General features: G+C 34.9%; 19 protein-coding genes, 3 tRNA genes and 1 riboswitch. Of the genes, 6 read left to right on the forward strand and 16 right to left on the reverse strand.

The genetic code is table 11. The features are described 5' to 3' along the window. Positions 1-329: 329 nt before the first annotated feature. The 9 genes from O1A01_RS18140 to O1A01_RS18180 form a co-directional block, all read right to left on the reverse strand. Complete coding sequence (locus O1A01_RS18140) at positions 330-2438, reverse strand: peptidoglycan D,D-transpeptidase FtsI family protein (RefSeq protein WP_270064664.1); 2109 nt, start codon at positions 2436-2438, stop codon at positions 330-332. Between the two features lie 107 nt (positions 2439-2545). Further along, positions 2546-3829 carry an MFS transporter gene (locus O1A01_RS18145; RefSeq protein ID WP_270064665.1) on the reverse strand — a complete coding sequence of 428 codons (1284 nt, stop codon included), beginning with the start codon at positions 3827-3829 and terminating at the stop codon, positions 2546-2548. A 220-nt stretch (positions 3830-4049) separates the two neighbouring features. Continuing rightward, the gene (locus O1A01_RS18150; protein ID WP_270064666.1) at positions 4050-4658 is read right to left on the reverse strand and encodes a superoxide dismutase; all 609 of its coding nucleotides are present in this window, start codon (positions 4656-4658) and stop codon (positions 4050-4052) included. 145 nt (positions 4659-4803) lie between these two features. After that, entirely contained in the window at positions 4804-5763 is a 960-nt protein-coding gene (gene pfkA / locus O1A01_RS18155) for a 6-phosphofructokinase (protein WP_270064667.1), read from the reverse strand. A gap of 296 nt (positions 5764-6059) precedes the next feature. Further along, positions 6060-6152: transfer RNA gene (locus O1A01_RS18160), tRNA-Ser, on the reverse strand. Positions 6153-6170: 18 nt separating this feature from the next. Then, positions 6171-6244 (reverse strand) — tRNA-Ile (locus tag O1A01_RS18165). Positions 6245-6252: 8 nt separating this feature from the next. Next, positions 6253-6329, reverse strand: a tRNA-Met gene (locus tag O1A01_RS18170). A gap of 150 nt (positions 6330-6479) precedes the next feature. Then, the gene (locus O1A01_RS18175; RefSeq protein WP_270064668.1) at positions 6480-6962 is read right to left on the reverse strand and encodes a DUF456 domain-containing protein; all 483 of its coding nucleotides are present in this window, start codon (positions 6960-6962) and stop codon (positions 6480-6482) included. A 105-nt stretch (positions 6963-7067) separates the two neighbouring features. Continuing rightward, positions 7068-8708 carry a Na/Pi cotransporter family protein gene (locus O1A01_RS18180; RefSeq protein WP_270064669.1) on the reverse strand — a complete coding sequence of 547 codons (1641 nt, stop codon included), beginning with the start codon at positions 8706-8708 and terminating at the stop codon, positions 7068-7070. 238 nt (positions 8709-8946) lie between these two features. Here O1A01_RS18180 and O1A01_RS18185 point away from each other — a divergent pair, with 238 nt between their 5' ends. The 3 genes from O1A01_RS18185 to ispG all read left to right on the forward strand — a co-directional run bounded on the left by O1A01_RS18185 (position 8947) and on the right by ispG (position 11431). Beyond that, complete coding sequence (locus O1A01_RS18185; RefSeq protein WP_270064670.1) at positions 8947-9747, forward strand: DUF1189 domain-containing protein; 801 nt, start codon at positions 8947-8949, stop codon at positions 9745-9747. A 99-nt stretch (positions 9748-9846) separates the two neighbouring features. Further along, positions 9847-10185 (forward strand): hypothetical protein, encoded by a 339-nt coding sequence (locus O1A01_RS18190; RefSeq protein WP_270064671.1) that lies wholly within the window; start codon positions 9847-9849, stop codon positions 10183-10185. A 139-nt stretch (positions 10186-10324) separates the two neighbouring features. Then, a complete protein-coding gene (gene ispG / locus O1A01_RS18195; protein ID WP_270064672.1) occupies positions 10325-11431 on the forward strand; it encodes a flavodoxin-dependent (E)-4-hydroxy-3-methylbut-2-enyl-diphosphate synthase in 1107 nt (368 codons plus the stop codon). A 68-nt stretch (positions 11432-11499) separates the two neighbouring features. Here ispG and O1A01_RS18200 read toward each other — a convergent pair whose 3' ends face one another. Beyond that, positions 11500-11907, reverse strand: a complete 408-nt coding sequence (locus O1A01_RS18200) for a hypothetical protein (protein ID WP_270064673.1) — start codon at positions 11905-11907, stop codon at positions 11500-11502. A gap of 163 nt (positions 11908-12070) precedes the next feature. Between O1A01_RS18200 and O1A01_RS18205 the strand changes: the two genes are divergently transcribed. Then, a complete protein-coding gene (locus tag O1A01_RS18205) occupies positions 12071-12637 on the forward strand; it encodes a 5' nucleotidase, NT5C type (protein ID WP_270064674.1) in 567 nt (188 codons plus the stop codon). A gap of 74 nt (positions 12638-12711) precedes the next feature. Then, positions 12712-12796, forward strand: a riboswitch (cyclic di-GMP riboswitch). A gap of 41 nt (positions 12797-12837) precedes the next feature. Then, complete coding sequence (locus tag O1A01_RS18210) at positions 12838-12960, forward strand: hypothetical protein (RefSeq protein WP_268874294.1); 123 nt, start codon at positions 12838-12840, stop codon at positions 12958-12960. A gap of 26 nt (positions 12961-12986) precedes the next feature. On the opposite strand, the gene O1A01_RS18215 is transcribed toward O1A01_RS18210, so the two are convergent. The 5 genes from O1A01_RS18215 to O1A01_RS18235 form a co-directional block, all read right to left on the reverse strand. Next, positions 12987-13142 carry a hypothetical protein gene (locus O1A01_RS18215; protein WP_270064675.1) on the reverse strand — a complete coding sequence of 52 codons (156 nt, stop codon included), beginning with the start codon at positions 13140-13142 and terminating at the stop codon, positions 12987-12989. Between the two features lie 134 nt (positions 13143-13276). Then, on the reverse strand, positions 13277-13693 hold the full coding sequence (locus O1A01_RS18220) for a Fur family transcriptional regulator (protein ID WP_270064676.1): 417 nt from the start codon (positions 13691-13693) through the stop codon (positions 13277-13279). Then, a complete protein-coding gene (locus O1A01_RS18225; protein WP_270064677.1) occupies positions 13693-14529 on the reverse strand; it encodes a metal ABC transporter permease in 837 nt (278 codons plus the stop codon). The genes O1A01_RS18220 and O1A01_RS18225 overlap by 1 nt, the downstream gene beginning before the upstream one ends. Continuing rightward, a complete protein-coding gene (locus O1A01_RS18230; protein ID WP_270064678.1) occupies positions 14529-15311 on the reverse strand; it encodes a metal ABC transporter ATP-binding protein in 783 nt (260 codons plus the stop codon). Before O1A01_RS18230 ends, O1A01_RS18225 begins: the two co-directional genes overlap by 1 nt. Positions 15312-15464: 153 nt before the next feature. Next, on the reverse strand, positions 15465-16841 hold the full coding sequence (locus tag O1A01_RS18235; protein ID WP_270064679.1) for a PAS domain-containing sensor histidine kinase: 1377 nt from the start codon (positions 16839-16841) through the stop codon (positions 15465-15467). A gap of 123 nt (positions 16842-16964) precedes the next feature. On the opposite strand from O1A01_RS18235, the gene O1A01_RS18240 reads away from it, so the two are divergent. Further along, positions 16965-17225, forward strand: a complete 261-nt coding sequence (locus O1A01_RS18240; protein WP_066421021.1) for a DUF2624 domain-containing protein — start codon at positions 16965-16967, stop codon at positions 17223-17225. 41 nt (positions 17226-17266) lie between these two features. Here O1A01_RS18240 and O1A01_RS18245 read toward each other — a convergent pair whose 3' ends face one another. Further along, entirely contained in the window at positions 17267-18166 is a 900-nt protein-coding gene (locus tag O1A01_RS18245; protein WP_270064680.1) for a deoxyribonuclease IV, read from the reverse strand. Positions 18167-18240 lie beyond the last annotated feature (74 nt).

The raw sequence follows: 18240 nt of genomic DNA on the forward strand, positions 1-18240 counted from the left end.
CGCTGTTAAGTAAAATCGAACGGCTGTTATGTAAATGATATTAAGAGAAAAATAATAAGTAAAATAGGGTGATTTTCCTCAAAATTATTTTCTTCAGAATAAAAAAACCGAAAGTGTAACGATGTGAAAATTACGACACTCAAGCGGTAGCCCTGCAAACGAGCTACTTAAGCCCAGTTTCATGGCCAAGGTATTCTCTCTTTATAACAAAAGTGATGACACTTCGGATTGGTCCCTACTAACTGAAGAAATCACTAGGAGCACACAACATTAATGTTTCCTTAGCGCAAAAAAACGAGATTCTATAGAATCTCGTTTTGACCATCTTATTATTCTTCTGTATCTTCATCTTCCTCTGACTCGTCGTCATCTTTGGAACTATTAACATTTCCCTTTATTCTTTCTTCTTTTAGATCGAAATATGTTTTCATTACTTTATCGCCTAGACGAGTACTTATACCGCCTCGAATAGTACCACCAACTACTGCTGCATCTGGTACAACAACCGCAAATGCGATTTCCGGATTATCGTATGGAGCGTACCCTACAAGGCTGTAAGTTAATGTACCTCTCCCTGTTTCCGCTGTACCTGTTTTTCCAGCAGGCTTATATTGTTTGGCTGTCGAACTACTAGCTGTACCCCTACTACCGAAATAAACTCGTCTAAATCCTTCTTGAACTCGTTTAATTTGATCATCTGGCATGTCAATTCTGTTTAATACTTCCGGCTTAAATGGTTGCAATACAGGTCCTAGCTCATCTTCTGAAACTGGCTCACGTATTTCACGAACTATTTGTGGCTTTAAACGATAGCCGCCATTTGCAATTGTAGATACGTATTGCGCTAATTGTAATGTTGTATATAAATCATACTGCCCAATTGCTAAGTCCATTAGTTTCCCTGGTATTGTTTCAGACCCAGCGAACCCTAACGATTCAGCTGGTAAGTCAATTCCTGTCCTCACACCAAGACCAAACTGATTAAAGTAATAGCGTACTCGATCAAATCCAGCCGGATCAATTGGCAGCGGTTGACCATATTGATAATTACCATTGGCAATTCTAATTGCTGTTCGGAACATATAAACGTTGGAAGAACGTTCTAACGCAGTTAAATCATCAATATTACCCATAGTTTGCCATGAACCTTTCGGTCGGTCCTGCGCTACTTTCAGCGGTGTATCATAAAGAACTGTCCCAGGAGAAATAACCCCTGTCTCATAGCCCGTTAATACAGTTGCACCTTTTACCGTTGACCCTGCATGATATGCTTCTTGGAAAGTTCCACGGGCATGGTCTAACACTTCGTAGCCACCATTCTTGTCCTTCGTCAACACTTTTCCAGCTAGAGAAAGTACTTCCCCAGTATTTGGATCCAAAATAACGACAAAGGCACGGTCTAATCTAGCTGCCTGGGCTAATTTTTTCTCTTCCAGTAATTCGTTTGTTATTACTTCTTCAATACGTTGCTGAAGCTCAATATCGATTGAAAGGACGAGGTCTTTTCCTCGCTGACCTTCAAAAACGGTTTCTTGATGTAGTAAATTACCTGATTGATCGGTAACATTTCTTATTCTAGCCTTTTGTCCTCGTAACACTTGCTCGTATTCCGCTTCAATAAAACTAGTTCCTACTCGATCATTTCGGCTATAACCTTTTGCTAAATACTCTGATAAACGCTCACTAGGTAGCCCTTGATCAGATGTCGTTATATTTCCAAGTAAAGTTCTTAATGTAGACCCGTAAATCATTTTACGATTCCAATCTACCGTCGTATCAACACCTGGAAATTCACTTAATCTTTCACTAATAATAGCAATTTCTTCATCAGATACATCTGTATTTTTAATGATTTGAGGAGTTAGAGCATAACCTCTATTCATTGCGCGAAAGATTGCTAAAACTTTTAATTCATCTTTCGTAAAGGATTCATACTGTTGTTCCGTAATTCTTTCTATTTGTAACCTATACAAGTCACTTTCAACTAGTTCCCCTTCGGTAACTTTTTGTCTATCTTCATCTGTAATTAGCTCTTTTGCTTCTTCTTCATTTTTTAATAACCAGAAGTCTTTTTTATCTCTCACTTGAATTTTATCAATCATTTCTTCTGTTACTTCTATTACTGTAGCTAATTTTTCAGCAACTTCTAATTGTTCCTTTGTACTACCCGATCTTGTGTACGTAATCGCATTTAACGGTTCATTATCTACCACGATATCACCGTTTCGGTCATACACCTTCCCGCGTGGAACAGGAGTGTTGACCGTAATATTTTCTGTACGGTCTACTTCTACTCGGTATTTTTCACCGTAAACAATTTGGACGAATCCTAATCGCAAAATTAATGCCGAAAACAGCAAAAACACGACAAAAAATAATAAGTTCAAACGATACGGAATTATATTCTTTTTCTTCTTATTTTGTTTTTTATTAGTCATAGCACTACACCTTTTTCGTTTTACAAAAGTAAGAAGCACCATTAGGCTGGTGCCCTCTTTTTATATTGTATTAGAAAACGTGAACTTTTTCTATAAATAAATATTAACTATGGTGTAGTTTCTCCTTCTCCATCCCTTAAAGTTGCCACAACAGGGTAAGGATGATCTTTCTTCGGAGGTTCTGTTAAATGTACATTGCGAATCCAGAAATAAATAATAGTATGGCCAAGCCCAATTACTGCCATCAATACTGGTATACTCTTTGCTTCATCAAACATCGTAACAGCGAATAAAAATAAAAGTATCGATGTGGCTCTTCCACTATTTAAAAATAATTCCCGTACGACAATATATTCTATTCTCATTTTCCCAGCATTTGGACTCTTTCCAATTACGTCGTACGTTAAAGATATATACGGCACTAAAAGAATAGGGTAAGCAATTGCAATTAAAACGGCATAAATAATTAGTTTAGTGTACGTCAGATTGAATATTAATAGAAAAACAGCTAAATACAGAAGGATACCACCTATTAAAATAGACTTTTTCCTCATGTTCTTTTTTATTAGTCGTGTTGCTAAATAATACGTAATAAATGAAACTCCCGAGTTCACTAAACCGTATGTACCTAAAGCCATTTCACTTTCGGTCGTAATGAATATTAATACCGAAACGACAAAAATAAACGTACCTTCGCGAATACCTTGGAAAAAGTGTGCATTCGTAATATTTCGCCAGTTGCTATTTCTTTTTCGTTCCTTTAATACAAAAAACAGTTCATAGCTACCTTCTGCACCTCTTCTTTTTAAAAAGAAACTTAGAAGTACAGCTGCGGAAAATAAAACGAGAGAAATCGTAAAGATTGTCGTATAACCTGTGAATTTTTCCATTTTCGAGATGATATAACCTGCGGAAAAAGGACCAATCATTCCACCAAGGGAAGTCATAATCCCTAAAAATCCATTAAAAAAATCTCGGGTTTCAGGCTCCGTGATTTCGAATGTTAAAACATTAAATGCTAACCAATAAAAACCATATCCTATTCCTAATAATCCACCTAACAAAAGCAAATAGGTTGATGCTTGCTCTCCAATAAAAAGCACCATTAAGTAGAAAATAGCTAAAAAAATAACACCTAGCCGTAATACAATGACACGATCAATTTTTTTCGCCCATCTTCCTGCTAGTATAAAAGTTAGCGGTTGAAAGACGACGATTGCTAAATTGTACAATCCTAAGTCTTTAAATTCTCCTGATTGCTTCCATAAATAAACGTTCACAAACGTGTTAGATAGGGCAATACTTAAAGAATATAGCCCACCGATACAGAGTAGTAATACTAAGGCTTTATTTACTTCTACATCACCAAAAATCTTTTTTATCCCAACCATTTTAATTCTCGCTCCTTTAACTTAACATTATTTTGTCTTAAAGGTTGGAGAGATATGTACTTTTTTTCGGATTGTTTCTAATGGCTTTAGTATGATGGATTTTAGTAATTCCGCTTCACTTCGCTACAGGCTTTCCGCGGGGAGGGAGTCCTAAAAATCATTTTTAATAGAACAAAAAAAAGAAGCCTTCACGTTTGTAAAGGCTTCTTTTTATTATTCATTATTTTGATTTTTCGTATAATTCACCAACAACATCCCAGTTAATTACGTTAAAGAATGCAGAGATGTAGTCAGGACGACGGTTTTGGTAGTTTAAGTAGTAAGCATGCTCCCAAACGTCTAAACCTAAAACAGGAGTTTTACCTTCCATTAATGGAGAGTCTTGGTTTGGAGTGCTTGTTACTTCTAATTCACCGTTATTTACTACTAACCATGCCCAGCCAGAACCGAAACGAGTAGTAGCAGCTTTTGTGAATTCTTCTTTAAAGCTTTCTAAGCTACCAAATTTACTGTTGATTGCATCTGCTAATTCACCAGTCGGTGCATTAGATCCGCCTGGAGTTAAAAGTGTCCAGAATAAACTGTGGTTTGCATGTCCACCACCGTTATTTCTAACAGCTGTACGGATGTTTTCAGGAACAGCGTCTAAATTAGAAATTAACTCTTCAACAGACTTACTTTGTAAATCTGCATGTCCTTCTAATGCAGCATTTACATTTGTTACGTAAGTGTTATGGTGTTTTGTGTGGTGAATGTTCATTGTTTCCTTGTCAATATGTGGTTCTAATGCATCATAAGCGTAAGGTAATTGTGGTAGTTCGTATGCCATTTAAAATCTCCTCCTAATTTATGTACAAATTTTGAACTATTTAGTTCCAATTTCAGATTACCAAAATTTAATCATTGTTTCAATCAATCTGCTCTTAAACATACCTATATTTTACTAATTCTTTTTCTTCTATTCATCTTACATTTCAAATAGAAAGTTCTTTTGACAATCGATACATACTTTCATCGATTTTATGCGGCATAGAAAAAACTTCATCAAAAGAGTAATCTACAATTTCACTTTTTTCCATTCCTACTGCTCTTCCCGCTTTTCCCTCTATTAATAATTCTACAGCCCTTCCTGCCAGCCTACTAGCAAGTACACGGTCAAATGCAGTTGGAGATCCACCTCTTTGAATATGACCTAAAACAGACACTCTTGTATCTAAGTTAGTTTTTTCTTTTAATTGTTTCGCAAATTCCATTCCGCTACATACGCCTTCTGCTACTATTATAATTGTATGTTTTTTTCCACGTTCTTGTCCCTGTCTGATACGATTAGCAACATCATCAATAGTAGTATCAAATTCAGGAATAATAATAGTTTCCGCTCCTCCAGCAAGGCCAGCCCACAACGCAATGTCACCCGCATGCCGCCCCATCACTTCAATAATAAAGGTCCGTTCATGAGAAGTTGCAGTATCACGAATCTTATCAATTGAATCTAACACAGTATGAAGCGCAGTATTAAAACCAATTGTATAGTCTGTACCTGCAATATCATTGTCAATTGTACCTGGTAAGCCGATGCAAGGAAAACCGTGCTCTGTTAATTTTTGTGCACCTTTGTATGAACCGTCTCCACCGATAACGACTAAACCTTCAATTCCATGCTTTTTTAATTGCTCTATGCCCTTTTGCTGACCTTCCAATGTTTTGAAATCTTCAGATCTTGCAGTGTAAAGCATCGTTCCGCCTCGATGTATGATATCCCCAACAGACCCTAATTCTAATTGCTTCATATTACCTGCCATTAAACCCGCGTAGCCTTGATAAATCCCAAATACATTTAGATTATGGTAAATTGCCTTACGTACGACAGCACGAACAGCAGCGTTCATTCCAGGTGAATCTCCACCACTAGTTAAAACACCAATCGTTTTCATCTCTCACACTCCTAGAATCATTTATTACTATCCTTCACAACTTATATGATTCCATAAACATGAGAAAATAATTGATTTACAATCATAAAAATAATAATGAAGAGATTACACCTTAATCTAAGGTCATTTTTGTAAATTGTCACCTCCTACTATTTATAAAATTACTATATTGTATTACGTGAAAAGTAAAATCAGTATATATTTGTAAATTAGACTAAGACTTTTGGATGAAATCTTAAAGGAAACGACAAAAAAGAGCACTATCCGAAGATAACGCTCTTATCATTTATTATGTATGGCGGAGGAAGAGGGATTCGAACCCCCGCGGGCTTTAACACCCCTGTCGGTTTTCAAGACCGATCCCTTCAGCCGGACTTGGGTATTCCTCCATATATATGCTAGCAAAGTGGACCCTGCAGGACTCGAACCTGCGACCGGACGGTTATGAGCCGTCTGCTCTAACCAACTGAGCTAAGGGTCCTCTTTAGTTGGTAGCGGCGGAGGGGATCGAACCCCCGACCTCACGGGTATGAACCGTACGCTCTAGCCAGCTGAGCTACACCGCCATATAAATAGAATATAATGAATCAACTGCACTTGTCAGCCTATCAACTATTCTATTGTGTCAGCTAACTGCCACATTAGAGACATATACCAATTTAACATGGGAGACCGTCTCTGTCAACAGTTTGTAACTAAAAAAATATTTTAAAAGCTTATAAAACGACAATGAAGAAATAAATAATCATAACCGCTTGAACTATTCCTTTCACAATTGCGCTACTAAATAATCCTACTACCGAACCTACCCCAATTTTAATAGAAGTTTTTATATCCTGTTTTTTCACTAACATTTCTGCAATTATCGCACCTAAGAATGGCCCTAAAATAATTCCGGCAACCGGTATGACAAAAGGACCAATAAGAATTCCTATTGTACTCCCCCAAACAGAAGCGTTACTTCCACCAAATTTCTTCACACTAATAATGTTCGCTAAATAATCAGCAATAAATAGTAATAATACAAATAAGCCTTGTATAAGCCAAAACCATGTATTTAAAGAAGCAAACGAAAATGCAACACCATATAAAAGAAACGCTCCAACAATAAAAAGAACACTCGGTATAATAGGATAAACTAACCCAATAAACGCGACAACGAACAGCGCAATGATTATTATCCAATATAATAATTCCATTTTTGACCGCTCCTTAAAATAACAATAATTTCCCTCTAATAAACGTATCAGACTTTCTTAATAAAATATAGAGAAAAAGAGCGAGATCCACTCGCTCTTCTGCCATTAATATGTTCCGTGGTCTTCACCTAACACTGCTTCAGCAATGTTTACTGCATGATCACCGATACGTTCTAAGTTACTAATAATATCAACGTATACGATACCAGCTTGTCCAGTACACAATCCTTCGTTTAATCGTAAAATATGCTTCTTACGTAAGCTTCTTTCCATTTTATCAATTTTCTCTTCTTTTAGCATGACATCTTTAGCAAGTTCAACGTTACTCGTCTTTAAAGCTTCAATTGATTCTCTTACTGTTGAAATAGTAAGGGCAAACATTTCTTCTAAATCTTGCTCTGCTTTATCAGTAAGCTTCACTTTATTGGATATTTGATAATCAACTAATTCTAAAATATTTTCAAAATGGTCTCCCATACGTTCTATATCTCTAACAGAGTCCATAAGCATAGAATGTTCTTCCGATTCATGTGCAGACAATGAACTTGATGATAGTTTAATTAAATAATCTGTTATTTTTCGATCCAAATTATTAATGGCATCTTCTAATTGGAAGGCCATTTCTGAATGTTTTTGAGAACCTGACGTTAAAAACGATTTTGTTTCTTCTAAACCGATAACTGCAAAATCACCCATGCGAACTACTTCTTCTTTCGCCTGTCCTAACGCTAAAGAAGGTGATTGCTCAATAAAAATTGGATCTAAATGCTTAGCTTTATATTCAATTACACTGTCTTCACCAGGTATAATTTTCGTAACAAGAATAGCTAATAAAGCGATAAATGGGAATTGAATAATAACGTTTGATACGTTAAATATTCCGTGCGCGAAAGCTATTGTCATCTCAGGATTTAAGTCCATTGCACCTTGTAAAAAGGCAATAAATTTAGTGAATGGTCCTAAAATAATAAGAATAACTGTTGCACCTATTAAGTTAAAAATAACATGCGTTAACGCTGCACGTCTTGCTGCGACAGAAGCACCTAAAGAAGCTAATATGGCAGTAATTGTTGTACCAATGTTATCACCAAATAAAACTGGTAATGATGCTTTTAAATCAATCGCTCCTTGACCAAACAATTCCTGTAAAACACCAATTGTAGCACTTGAGCTTTGAACTATTACTGTAAATACAGTTCCAATAACTACTCCCAGAATAGGATTGTCACTCATCGAAACAGTTAAATCATGGAATGCTTGTAATTTAGACAAAGGCTTAAGCCCGTCTCCCATAATTTTAAGACCTAAGAAAAGTGCTCCAAAACCAAATACTACTTGACCTAAGTATTGTAATTTTTTTGCTTTAAAGAAAAATATTAAAATTGCTCCAGCAGCTATAATCGGTAACGCGTAATCTTGAATTTTAATACCGATGATGAAAGCAGTAACCGTTGTACCGATATTTGCACCCATAATTACTCCGATTGCTTGTCGTAATGTCATAAAACCAGCGTTTACTAATCCTACAGTAAGTACGGTAGTACCTGTACTTGTTTGTAATAGAACTGTAACTAAAATACCTGCTAATACACCCATAAATGGGTTCGTTGTCATACGATCTAAGATGTCACGCAGTTTATCACCTGCTGATTTTTGTAGTCCGTCTCCCATATATTTAATACCAAAAAGGAAAATACCGAGACCACCTATAAATTCAAATATCGTTCTCTGAACGTCGATTTCCAAAAGTAACAACCCCTTAATCCAAATGAAATATTTTCGACATTAATCGACAGCAACCAACATAGCTTGGCCCTTCATAATTATTAACGAATAATTAATGAAATGTAAATAGAACTAGAGTAAAATTTACAATATCTTTACAAAGTAATTTACAATTAAAAATAAAACAGATTTTCGTTTACTATCAGTATCTAATCAGATAACATTAAATTGTAAAAAAAACGGTAAAGGGATGGGTAGCATGAATATTTTTAAACAATTTATAAAGAGCCTTTATTCTCCTAAAGAGATGGCTAACTTTTATCAACAAGGAATCGGGAAAACGATATTGTACATATTCTTCCTTGTACTAATAACTTCTATTCCATTTTTCATATCCATCGGAATAGCAATTAATCAATTACATGCAGCAGCAGAAACTGTCGTTAAAAGTGATTTACCAGAGTTCGTAATTGATAACGGGGAGTTTACTGCTGATGTAGATGAGCCCCTAATTATGGACCAAGACGGTTTAGTTCTATTGCTAGATCCTAACTCTGAATTTTCACTTTCTGAAATTGAAGATTTCGGTGATGTTATTGCGTTACAACGTTATGAAGTGATTACAATCATTGATGGTACAACCGATATATTTGATCTAGGTCAAACAGACGGATTTACAATTTCAAAATCCGACTTAGAATCACTTTTAGATACAGTTGGTTCGTTCATACCACTTATTATCTTTTTATTTGCAGCTATCATGTATATTCTTTTTAGTATAGGCAAATTTATTCAAGTTACGTTATTAGGCTTAGTTGGTCTTATTTTAAAAGGTAGCTTAAATAAACCATTTATAAAGTATCGTCATACATGGATTTTATCTGCATATGCCGTAACAATTCCTACAGTTCTATTTGCTATATTAGAATTCATTGGAATCTATATTCCATACACTACAATCATTAGCTTTACTGCTGCTTTCTTTATTCTGTATTTAATTGTAAAAGAGATAAAAGAAGATGTGAACGAGGAGCAAGAAGAAGACATTACACAGTGGTAAATTGGTAAAAACATCAGTGAATATTTTGCTGATGTTTTTTTGTCATATTTTCTTCCAATGAGCGTATACATTAATATGCTTGTCCAAGGAGGAAAAATTATGATTCGATTATTCGTTACACTTTTAATTGGCATTACATTTTTCAGCATATACTATGATTTAACAGAAGGGACTATCCCTACACCTAAAGAAGATAGTATACCTGCTTCAAATATAGTTCAATTACTGGAAGATACCGATTCAATTATAGAGGAAGATTACGTAATGATTGAAGTAATGCCGGGTGATACCGTTTTAACTATAGTGGAAAGAATAACTAATGGTCCTTTACCGGTAACCGTTCCACAATTAATTCACGATTTTGAACTACTAAATGATAATGTTACACCTGAACGAATTCAAATTGGAAAAACATATAAGTTTCCTGTCTATCCATAATTAGCATTGTTTAATACTTGTCAAAATGATGTATACGTTGATACAATATTTTGGTAGGCACAATGGAAAAATAATATTCAACCATTAAGTTGAGTAGTTAAGTCCTTCAAAAGGATTAACGTTAAAGGAGCGATTACTCGTGAAAGAATTAATACATCGTACGAAAACTCGCCCAGTTAAGGTTGGTAACTTAACAATTGGGGGAAGTAACGAATTATTTATACAAAGTATGGCCACTACAAAAACACATGATGTTGAAGCAACCGTTGCTGAGATTCTTCGATTAGAAGAAGCAGGTTGCCAAATTGTTCGAGTTGCGGTTCCTGACGAAAGAGCAGCAAATGCAATTCCAGAAATTAAAAAAAGAATAAACATACCGTTGGTCGCTGATATTCACTTTGATTATAAACTTGCGTTAAAAGCTATTGAAGGCGGGATCGATAAAATCCGGATAAACCCTGGTAATATTGGTCGCCGCGAAAAAGTGGAAGCGGTAGTAAATGCTGCTAAAGCAAAAGGAATTCCAATTCGAATCGGTGTAAATGCTGGTTCTTTAGAAAGAAGAATTCTTGAAAAATACGGTTATCCTACTGCTGATGGAATGGTGGAAAGTGCTCTACATCACATCAAAATTTTAGAGGATTTAGACTTCCACGATATTATCGTTTCCATGAAGGCTTCAGATGTAAACTTAGCAATTGAAGCTTATGAAAAAGCAGCACAAGCTTTTGATTATCCTCTACACTTAGGTATTACTGAATCAGGCACATTGTTTGCTGGGACTGTCAAAAGTGCAGCTGGACTTGGCGCAATACTAAGTAAAGGAATCGGGAACACGTTACGAATATCTTTAAGTGCGGATCCTGTAGAAGAAATAAAAGTTGCAAGAGAGCTATTAAAATCGTTTGGCCTTGCCTCCAATATGGCAACATTAATTTCTTGCCCAACGTGCGGACGTATTGAAATTGACTTAATTAGTATCGCAAATGAAGTCGAAGAATACATCTCAACAATAAAAGCTCCAATTAAAGTTGCGGTATTAGGTTGTGCAGTAAATGGACCAGGAGAAGCACGAGAAGCTGATATTGGAATTGCAGGAGCTCGTGGTGAAGGTCTTCTATTCCGAAAAGGAGAAATTGTCCGTAAAGTACCAGAAGAGACAATGGTTGAGGAACTAAAAAAAGAAGTAGATAAAATTGCCGAAGAATATTACGCAAAGCAAGAGGCTGAAAAAGCTAATGCTTAAAAAAAGTTCAAAAACATAAAGAAGAGATTGACGTAATTGTCAATCTCTTCTTTTGTTATCCCAGCATACTAAAAGAGTGGCAATATGAAGATACCTACAATAATGGAAATAGCACCAATACCGATTGCCCAAGCACCTAACCCCGTTGCTCCGCGTTTGCGGGCAATAAAGCCGATGATAATTCCAGCAGCACCTAGGATGATCGGTAAGATGAACAGTGATAGAATAGCTAATGCTAAACCTAAATAGCCAAGCCCTCTACCTGACATTCCCATTACGTCTTCTCTTTCTTCTTCAAAAACTGCTTCTCGTTCTCTTTCACGTTCTAATGAAACACTTGGAGGAACCGCAACTTCTGCGGCAGTTTCTTCCATATGTTCCCTTTCAACGTTTGCCCTCGAAATATGGGGCTCTTCATAAGCAAACCTGTCTTCTGTTGGCTCATTTTTTTCAATCTTATCATATTCGTTTGCCATGCTTATCCCTCGCTTTCGTAAGGTTAGAAGCATTTATTAGTATGGACCTATTTTAAAAAATCATTGATGTTAATGTTTTCTACTTATGTTAAAATGAGAAATTGTACAATATATTCTCAAGTTTATATGGTATTAATAGCATTATATATCGGAGGTTGTTCATATGAGATATCGCTTAGGCATAGATATAGATGGTACATTAACTAGTCCTTCTTCATTTGTTCCATACATTAATGAATCATTCAAAATGAATATTACGTTAGAAGACATTAAGCAGTATGAATTAAGTCCTTTAATCGGGATTACAGACGAGCAGTTTTGGGCATGGATGGACGAAATGGAGCCAACTATTTATGAAAATGCACCTCTAGCTACTGGAGCCAAAGAAGTTGTTACACAATGGAAAAATAACTATGACCTATACTTTATTAGCGCTAGAAGAAACCATTTATATGAGGTAACAAACAATTGGTTTAAAAAGCAAGCAATTGATTTTGATCATTTAGAACTTATCGGAACACATAATAAGATTGAAGCGATTAAGAAACATGAACTACATATTTTCCTTGAAGATAAACACGATAACGCCTGTAATATAAGCGAAGCGTGTAATATCCCAGTTCTCCTTTTTGATACACCTTATAACCGTGATCCTATTCCGAAGAACGTTTATCGTGTTCAAAACTGGCTTGAAGCAAATCAATATATAAAAAAATTATTACATGACTAAAATATTTTTCGACTTTTTTTGCAACATTATGTTAATAAATAGTTTCCTTTACCGATAATATATATAAAATGAGCTGTACGAAAAGGCAAAATCGTTGAAAAGCGATGACGCAAAGCTAAGGGGCTAACGTTTAACTAGCTATGCTCGCCAGCTACCGATACATACTTCTCCGTAGAGCTTAAAAAATGGGGGAACTTATTTTGCATAATGAAGAATCATGGCTAACACCTGCTCGTAAAGAAAAGTTACTAAATGCTACTTTAATTTTGATTGCTGTCGTTATCGGAGCAGGAATTACTTATTTAGTGAACAATTTCCTATAAAAATGACTGGAGTTAGAGAACTCCAGTCATTTTTCTTTATTATTACTCATAGCGCGTTGTAGTTGTTGCTTCATAATATTTACTAGTTCTATTGACGTCACATGCTCGGTATCACCAATAGACTTAGCATTATTTAGTATTTTCACTAAGTCTTCGCTGTCTAAAAGACGTGCTTCTTTCATTGTAAACACCCTTGTTCTCATTTTATACAACATTCGTAATGGAAAGATAAACTTTGAGGGCTTAAATTAATACTATATTATGTAATCAACGTAATTTGGTTATTACATAATAAAAAAACAAGCTAGTACCCCTACTAGCTTTGTTTACATACTGGACATTTACCATATATTTCAAATTTATGACCTGTCACATCATATTCTTTTAAGTTTTCTGTCAATACCGTCATTGGACAGGTTGCAATTTCTTTCGTACCTCCACAATCTAAACATATAAAATGATGATGGTGGCTCGTAGTACTACATTTAAATCGGAAATTTTTTTCACCCGACAACTCTGTGCTTTCTAAAATACCTAAGTCTACGAATAAGGCTAAATTTCGATATATTGTATCAAAACTTAATCCAGGATAATCATCTTTCATTGAGTCTAGAACATCTTTCGCCGTTAAATATCGGTTAGAAGTTGCAAATATTTCTAACATATCTTGCCGCTTGCCTGTAAATTTGTATCCTTGCTCTTTCATTATTTCTAATGCTTGTGAAACATTCATTACGTCCCTCTCCTCATTTTTTTCCATACTATTGTACTAATTAAGATAAGAACTGAAATAATTACAATGGTACCACCAGGTGCTAAATCAAAATAAAAGGAGGTTATTAATCCCCCAATAACTGCGATTTCTCCGAATAGAATGGAGAGAAAAATAGTTTGTTTAAACCCTTTTGCAATCCGCATACTTGAGGCAACAGGTAGCGTCATCAATGAAGATACAAGTAAAATACCAACCACTCGCATCGATACAGCAATGACTAAAGCCACCATGATGATGAAAATCAAATGAAATATTTTTGAATTCACTCCCGAAACACGAGCATGTTCTTCATCAAATGAGAGAACGAATAGTTCTTTATAAAACAGGAATATAGTTATTAAGATTGCAATGGCTATATAAAAAATAACCCAAAAATCTGTTCGAGAAACAGCACTAACACTACCGAACAAGTAATTAAATAAATCTGTGTTAAAACCGTCAGCTAATGAAATAAAAATAGCACCTAAACCGATTCCAGCAGAAAGAATAATTGGTATTGCTAATTCTTGATAATGTTTATATACATTTCGGAGCTTTTCAATAAATAATGCACCAGTAACTGAAAAGGCCATCCCAAAATATAATGGGCTCATACCGACAAATAGTCCAAGCTTTTTCTCTACTAATAAACTTGCTGCAATCCCCGCTAATGTTACATGGCTAAGTGCATCAGCAATTAAGCTTAGTCGTCTAACAACTACGAATACACCTAAAAGCGGAGCGAGTATCCCAATCAATACCCCTGTGTAAACAGCATTTCGTAAAAATTCAAATTGCATAAAAGCAGAAATCATTAGTGGTGACCTCCATCGTGATGGTGATGGTCATGATTTAACAAATGAACTTCGTGCCCGTAAAACTGAGAAAAATCTTTCGTTTTCAATTCGTCAAATTCACTCGCCTCTCCATGGAAATGTATATGTTTATTTAAGCAAGCAACATGAGTTACCTTATCTGTAACCGTTCCAACATCATGTGTTACTAAAATTAAAGTTATATTTAAATCTTTATTTAAATGTTCCAACATAGAATAAAACGTTTGTACGTTTTTGGCATCAACACCAACTGTAGGTTCGTCTAATATTAACAATTCTGGTTCACTAACGAGCGCTCTTGCAATAAAAATACGTTGTTGCTGGCCACCCGATAATTCTCCTATGTTTCGATCTTTAAACTCTTCCATTCCAACAGCTTTGATTGCATCCATCACTTTCTGCTTATGCTCTTTTTGAAAAAATCTCAGTAGGCCAACTTTTGAGACTAACCCTGTTGAAACTATTTCAAAAACTGTTGCGGGGAAACCAGAGTTAAAACTATTCGCTTTTTGTGAAACAAAGCCTACCTTACTCCAGTCTTTAAATTTTCGTACGTCTTTACCGAAAATCTCTATGTTTCCTTGTCTTGGTTTTAATAAATTTAGAATGCACTTTAACAATGTAGATTTTCCTGAACCATTCGGACCAACAAGCGCTAAAAAAGCTCCCTTTGGTATTTTTAAATTAATGTCCTCAAGCACCGGTTGGTGGTCATATATAAATGAAACGTTTTGTACTTCTAAAATAGTTTCTTTGCTCACTTTTTCTCACACCTTATATAGATAAGAATCATTACGATTTCTAACAATAGTTTAGTATACATGACAGATCTATTTATGTAAATAAATAAAGCGTGAAGAAAATATAAATCATTCAAGTAAAAGAAAAAGAAGCCTCCTTTAAATAGACTTCTTTCAGCACTTAATAGGTATACTTATCTCAAACGTAGTTCCGATTCCTACTTCGCTAGTTACTTTCATATCCCCTTCATGGTCCTCTACTATCTTTTTACAGAGTGGTAGGCCTAATCCATTTCCTTTATCTTTTGTTGTAAAGAATGACGTTCCAATCTTTTCCATTATTTCTTCAGGTATTCCTCTTCCGTTATCACTTACAATAATTTTAATAAGATTATCTTCACTTTTGCACTCGAGTGTAAACTCTTTATTTTTTTGATTAGGTAAAAACGCTTCAATCGCATTTCGGAGTAAATTTAACATTACTTGTTTTAACATCGTCTCGTTTATAAAAATAGATCCGTCCACTTCCTCAATGGATGATAAGAAATTTATATTATGAAGAGAACATTCTGACTGAAAAATATATTCTAATGAAGCTAGCACTTCATGAGGCTTCATATATTGTTTTTTAATTTTTTTTCTCGAAACAGAAAGAAAATCTTCCAAAAGAGAGTTCATACGATTTATCTCTCCCATAACGGTGTCGTAATATTTATCCCAATTGTTTGTCTTCCTTGAAAGTTGTAAAAATCCTTTAATTACAGATAGAGGATTTCTTAATTCATGGGCTATTCCTGCAGAAATTTGCGAGACAGACTCCATTTGTTGTTTATATATTAGTAAGTTCTCGAATTTTTGCTGATAAGACCTGTCATGGATAACCATAAATACTTCCTGCTTTTCTTCATCATAAAATCCTTGCATTTGGTACAACTGCTCATCTTCATAACAGTATCTTTCTTGAAATTGCATTGTTATTTTTACAGACTCATACGAATCTAACATCATTTGCTGAATAGTAGTATTCGTTTTTAAGTCGTAAAAGCTATTATCCCAATATTGTTTTCCTTTATCTCCAAGCCCTAATATTTCTGCGCACCGATCATTCATAAAAAGAATATGACCATTTTTCCCTAATATCAACATAGCATTGTCTAACGTATTTAATACAAAGTTTTCTAATTTCTGCTCTGATTCATAACGTAAACTTGAGAATATATTCTTCCGTTCCATTTCAAAACCAGTTATGTATATTTTTTCACCAACACATTTCCCTCGATATTGAAACGATTCATTTGTGCAACAGACAAAAGTCTCTTCGATAATTTTTCCTTTATTATGTATTAGTTCAGAAAGAAAGGTAAAGACCATTTCCTTTATATCAAATGGAAAAAGAGCATAAAAGGAATCTCCAGTTGATACATTATACTTTGCGCATAGTTCCTCCGCATGACTATTTATTTCTTCTATTACACCATTTAAAGTTAATACGAATTGAAATTCTTTAGAAAGCCCGCAAAAAACAGAATGCTTATCTATTTCTATTGACAAGGGGACTCCTCCTTGTATAGCCTTTTTTATGTATATTATATAATAATTTTCAAATTATTAACATAACAATCTCTTTCACACTTTTAGCTCTTCCTACATACGGTGTTAAAGGGAGGCGATTGTATGAATATCTATCAACAAATAATAAATAAAAAGTTAAATACATTAAGCCCAGAAGAGCTCGTTCAATATGCTCAACAATATAATATTGAAATTTCGATGGAGCAAGCAAAAAAAATAATAAAACTAGTTAAAGAAAAGAACGGTAAAGTTAACGTATTTAATACTAGCGAGAGGTTACAACTAATGAAAGAATTATCTAAAATAACTGGCCACGAAACAGCAAAAAAAGTCAATCAGCTATTTATGGAATTTATAAAGTAAGAACAAAAAATGACCTCTCATAAAGAAAGGTCATTTTTCATTTAACTATTTTTAATTTTTGTTAACAGGTCTTCGTCGTATTCTTTACTTTTTAACATTTCAATTTCAAACTTGTACGGAGCTTTTTTATTATTTTTATCTTCTCCAACGTAAGGTGTTTCTAAAATTTTCGGAACAGCTTTTAATTGATCGTGATGAACGATATAGTTTATCGCTTCAAAACCAATTTTACCGTAACCGATGTTTTCGTGACGGTCTTTTCTAGCTCCACGTTCATTTTTACTATCATTAATGTGTAGTACTTTTAAGCGGTCTAATCCGATAATTTTATCAAACTGCTCTAATACCCCATCAAAGTCTTCCACTATGTTATATCCTGCGTCATGGACGTGACAAGTATCTAAACAGATAGAAAGCTTTTCATTTAATGTAACGCCATCAATAATAGCAGCTAATTCATCAAAACTTCTACCGCATTCTGTTCCTTTTCCAGCCATCGTTTCCAACGCGATTTGTACATTTTGCTCTTTTGTTAATGCTTCATTTAAGCCTTCGATAATCTTTTTAATCCCTACGTCTGCACCAGCACCAACGTGGGCACCAGGATGAAGAACTATTTGATTCGCACCAATTGCATCTGTTCTTCGTACTTCTTCCTGAAGAAAATTAACCCCTAATTCAAATGTTTCTGGTTTTTCCGAATTACCAATGTTGATTATATAGGGAGCATGAACAATGATTTCATTAATTCCGTGCTCCTTCATATGCGCCGTTCCCAATTCAATATTTAAGTCTTCGATTTTTTTTCTTCTCGTATTTTGAGGAGCACCAGTGTAGATCATAAATGTGTTGGCTCCGTATGATACAGCTTCTTCACTAGCTGATAATAACATCTTTTTACCACTCATGGAAACATGAGATCCGATAATTAATTCACTCATTTTTTTCACCTCTTAAGCATAACCTTGTCTCTTTTATACTTCCCTATCTTAACATAGAAGTCGAGGCTTGTCGC

It is taken from the genome of Sutcliffiella sp. NC1, assembly GCF_027594365.1.
Taxonomy (GTDB): Bacteria; Bacillota; Bacilli; order Bacillales; family Bacillaceae_I; genus Sutcliffiella; species Sutcliffiella cohnii.

Coding starts and splice junctions, on each gene's coding strand:
- O1A01_RS18215 (WP_270064675.1), bottom strand. CDS start 13,142: ATGAAAGAAGCACGTCTTTTAGACAGCGAAGACTTAGTGAAAATACTA.
- O1A01_RS18240 (WP_066421021.1), top strand. CDS start 16,965: ATGAATATCTATCAACAAATAATAAATAAAAAGTTAAATACATTAAGC.
- O1A01_RS18220 (WP_270064676.1), bottom strand. CDS start 13,693: ATGAATGTTTCACAAGCATTAGAAATAATGAAAGAGCAAGGATACAAA.
- O1A01_RS18175 (WP_270064668.1), bottom strand. CDS start 6,962: ATGGAATTATTATATTGGATAATAATCATTGCGCTGTTCGTTGTCGCG.
- O1A01_RS18225 (WP_270064677.1), bottom strand. CDS start 14,529: ATGATTTCTGCTTTTATGCAATTTGAATTTTTACGAAATGCTGTTTAC.
- O1A01_RS18190 (WP_270064671.1), top strand. CDS start 9,847: ATGATTCGATTATTCGTTACACTTTTAATTGGCATTACATTTTTCAGC.
- pfkA (WP_270064667.1), bottom strand. CDS start 5,763: ATGAAAACGATTGGTGTTTTAACTAGTGGTGGAGATTCACCTGGAATG.
- O1A01_RS18245 (WP_270064680.1), bottom strand. CDS start 18,166: ATGAGTGAATTAATTATCGGATCTCATGTTTCCATGAGTGGTAAAAAG.
- O1A01_RS18140 (WP_270064664.1), bottom strand. CDS start 2,438: ATGACTAATAAAAAACAAAATAAGAAGAAAAAGAATATAATTCCGTAT.
- O1A01_RS18150 (WP_270064666.1), bottom strand. CDS start 4,658: ATGGCATACGAACTACCACAATTACCTTACGCTTATGATGCATTAGAA.
- O1A01_RS18205 (WP_270064674.1), top strand. CDS start 12,071: ATGAGATATCGCTTAGGCATAGATATAGATGGTACATTAACTAGTCCT.
- O1A01_RS18145 (WP_270064665.1), bottom strand. CDS start 3,829: ATGGTTGGGATAAAAAAGATTTTTGGTGATGTAGAAGTAAATAAAGCC.
- O1A01_RS18185 (WP_270064670.1), top strand. CDS start 8,947: ATGAATATTTTTAAACAATTTATAAAGAGCCTTTATTCTCCTAAAGAG.
- O1A01_RS18200 (WP_270064673.1), bottom strand. CDS start 11,907: ATGGCAAACGAATATGATAAGATTGAAAAAAATGAGCCAACAGAAGAC.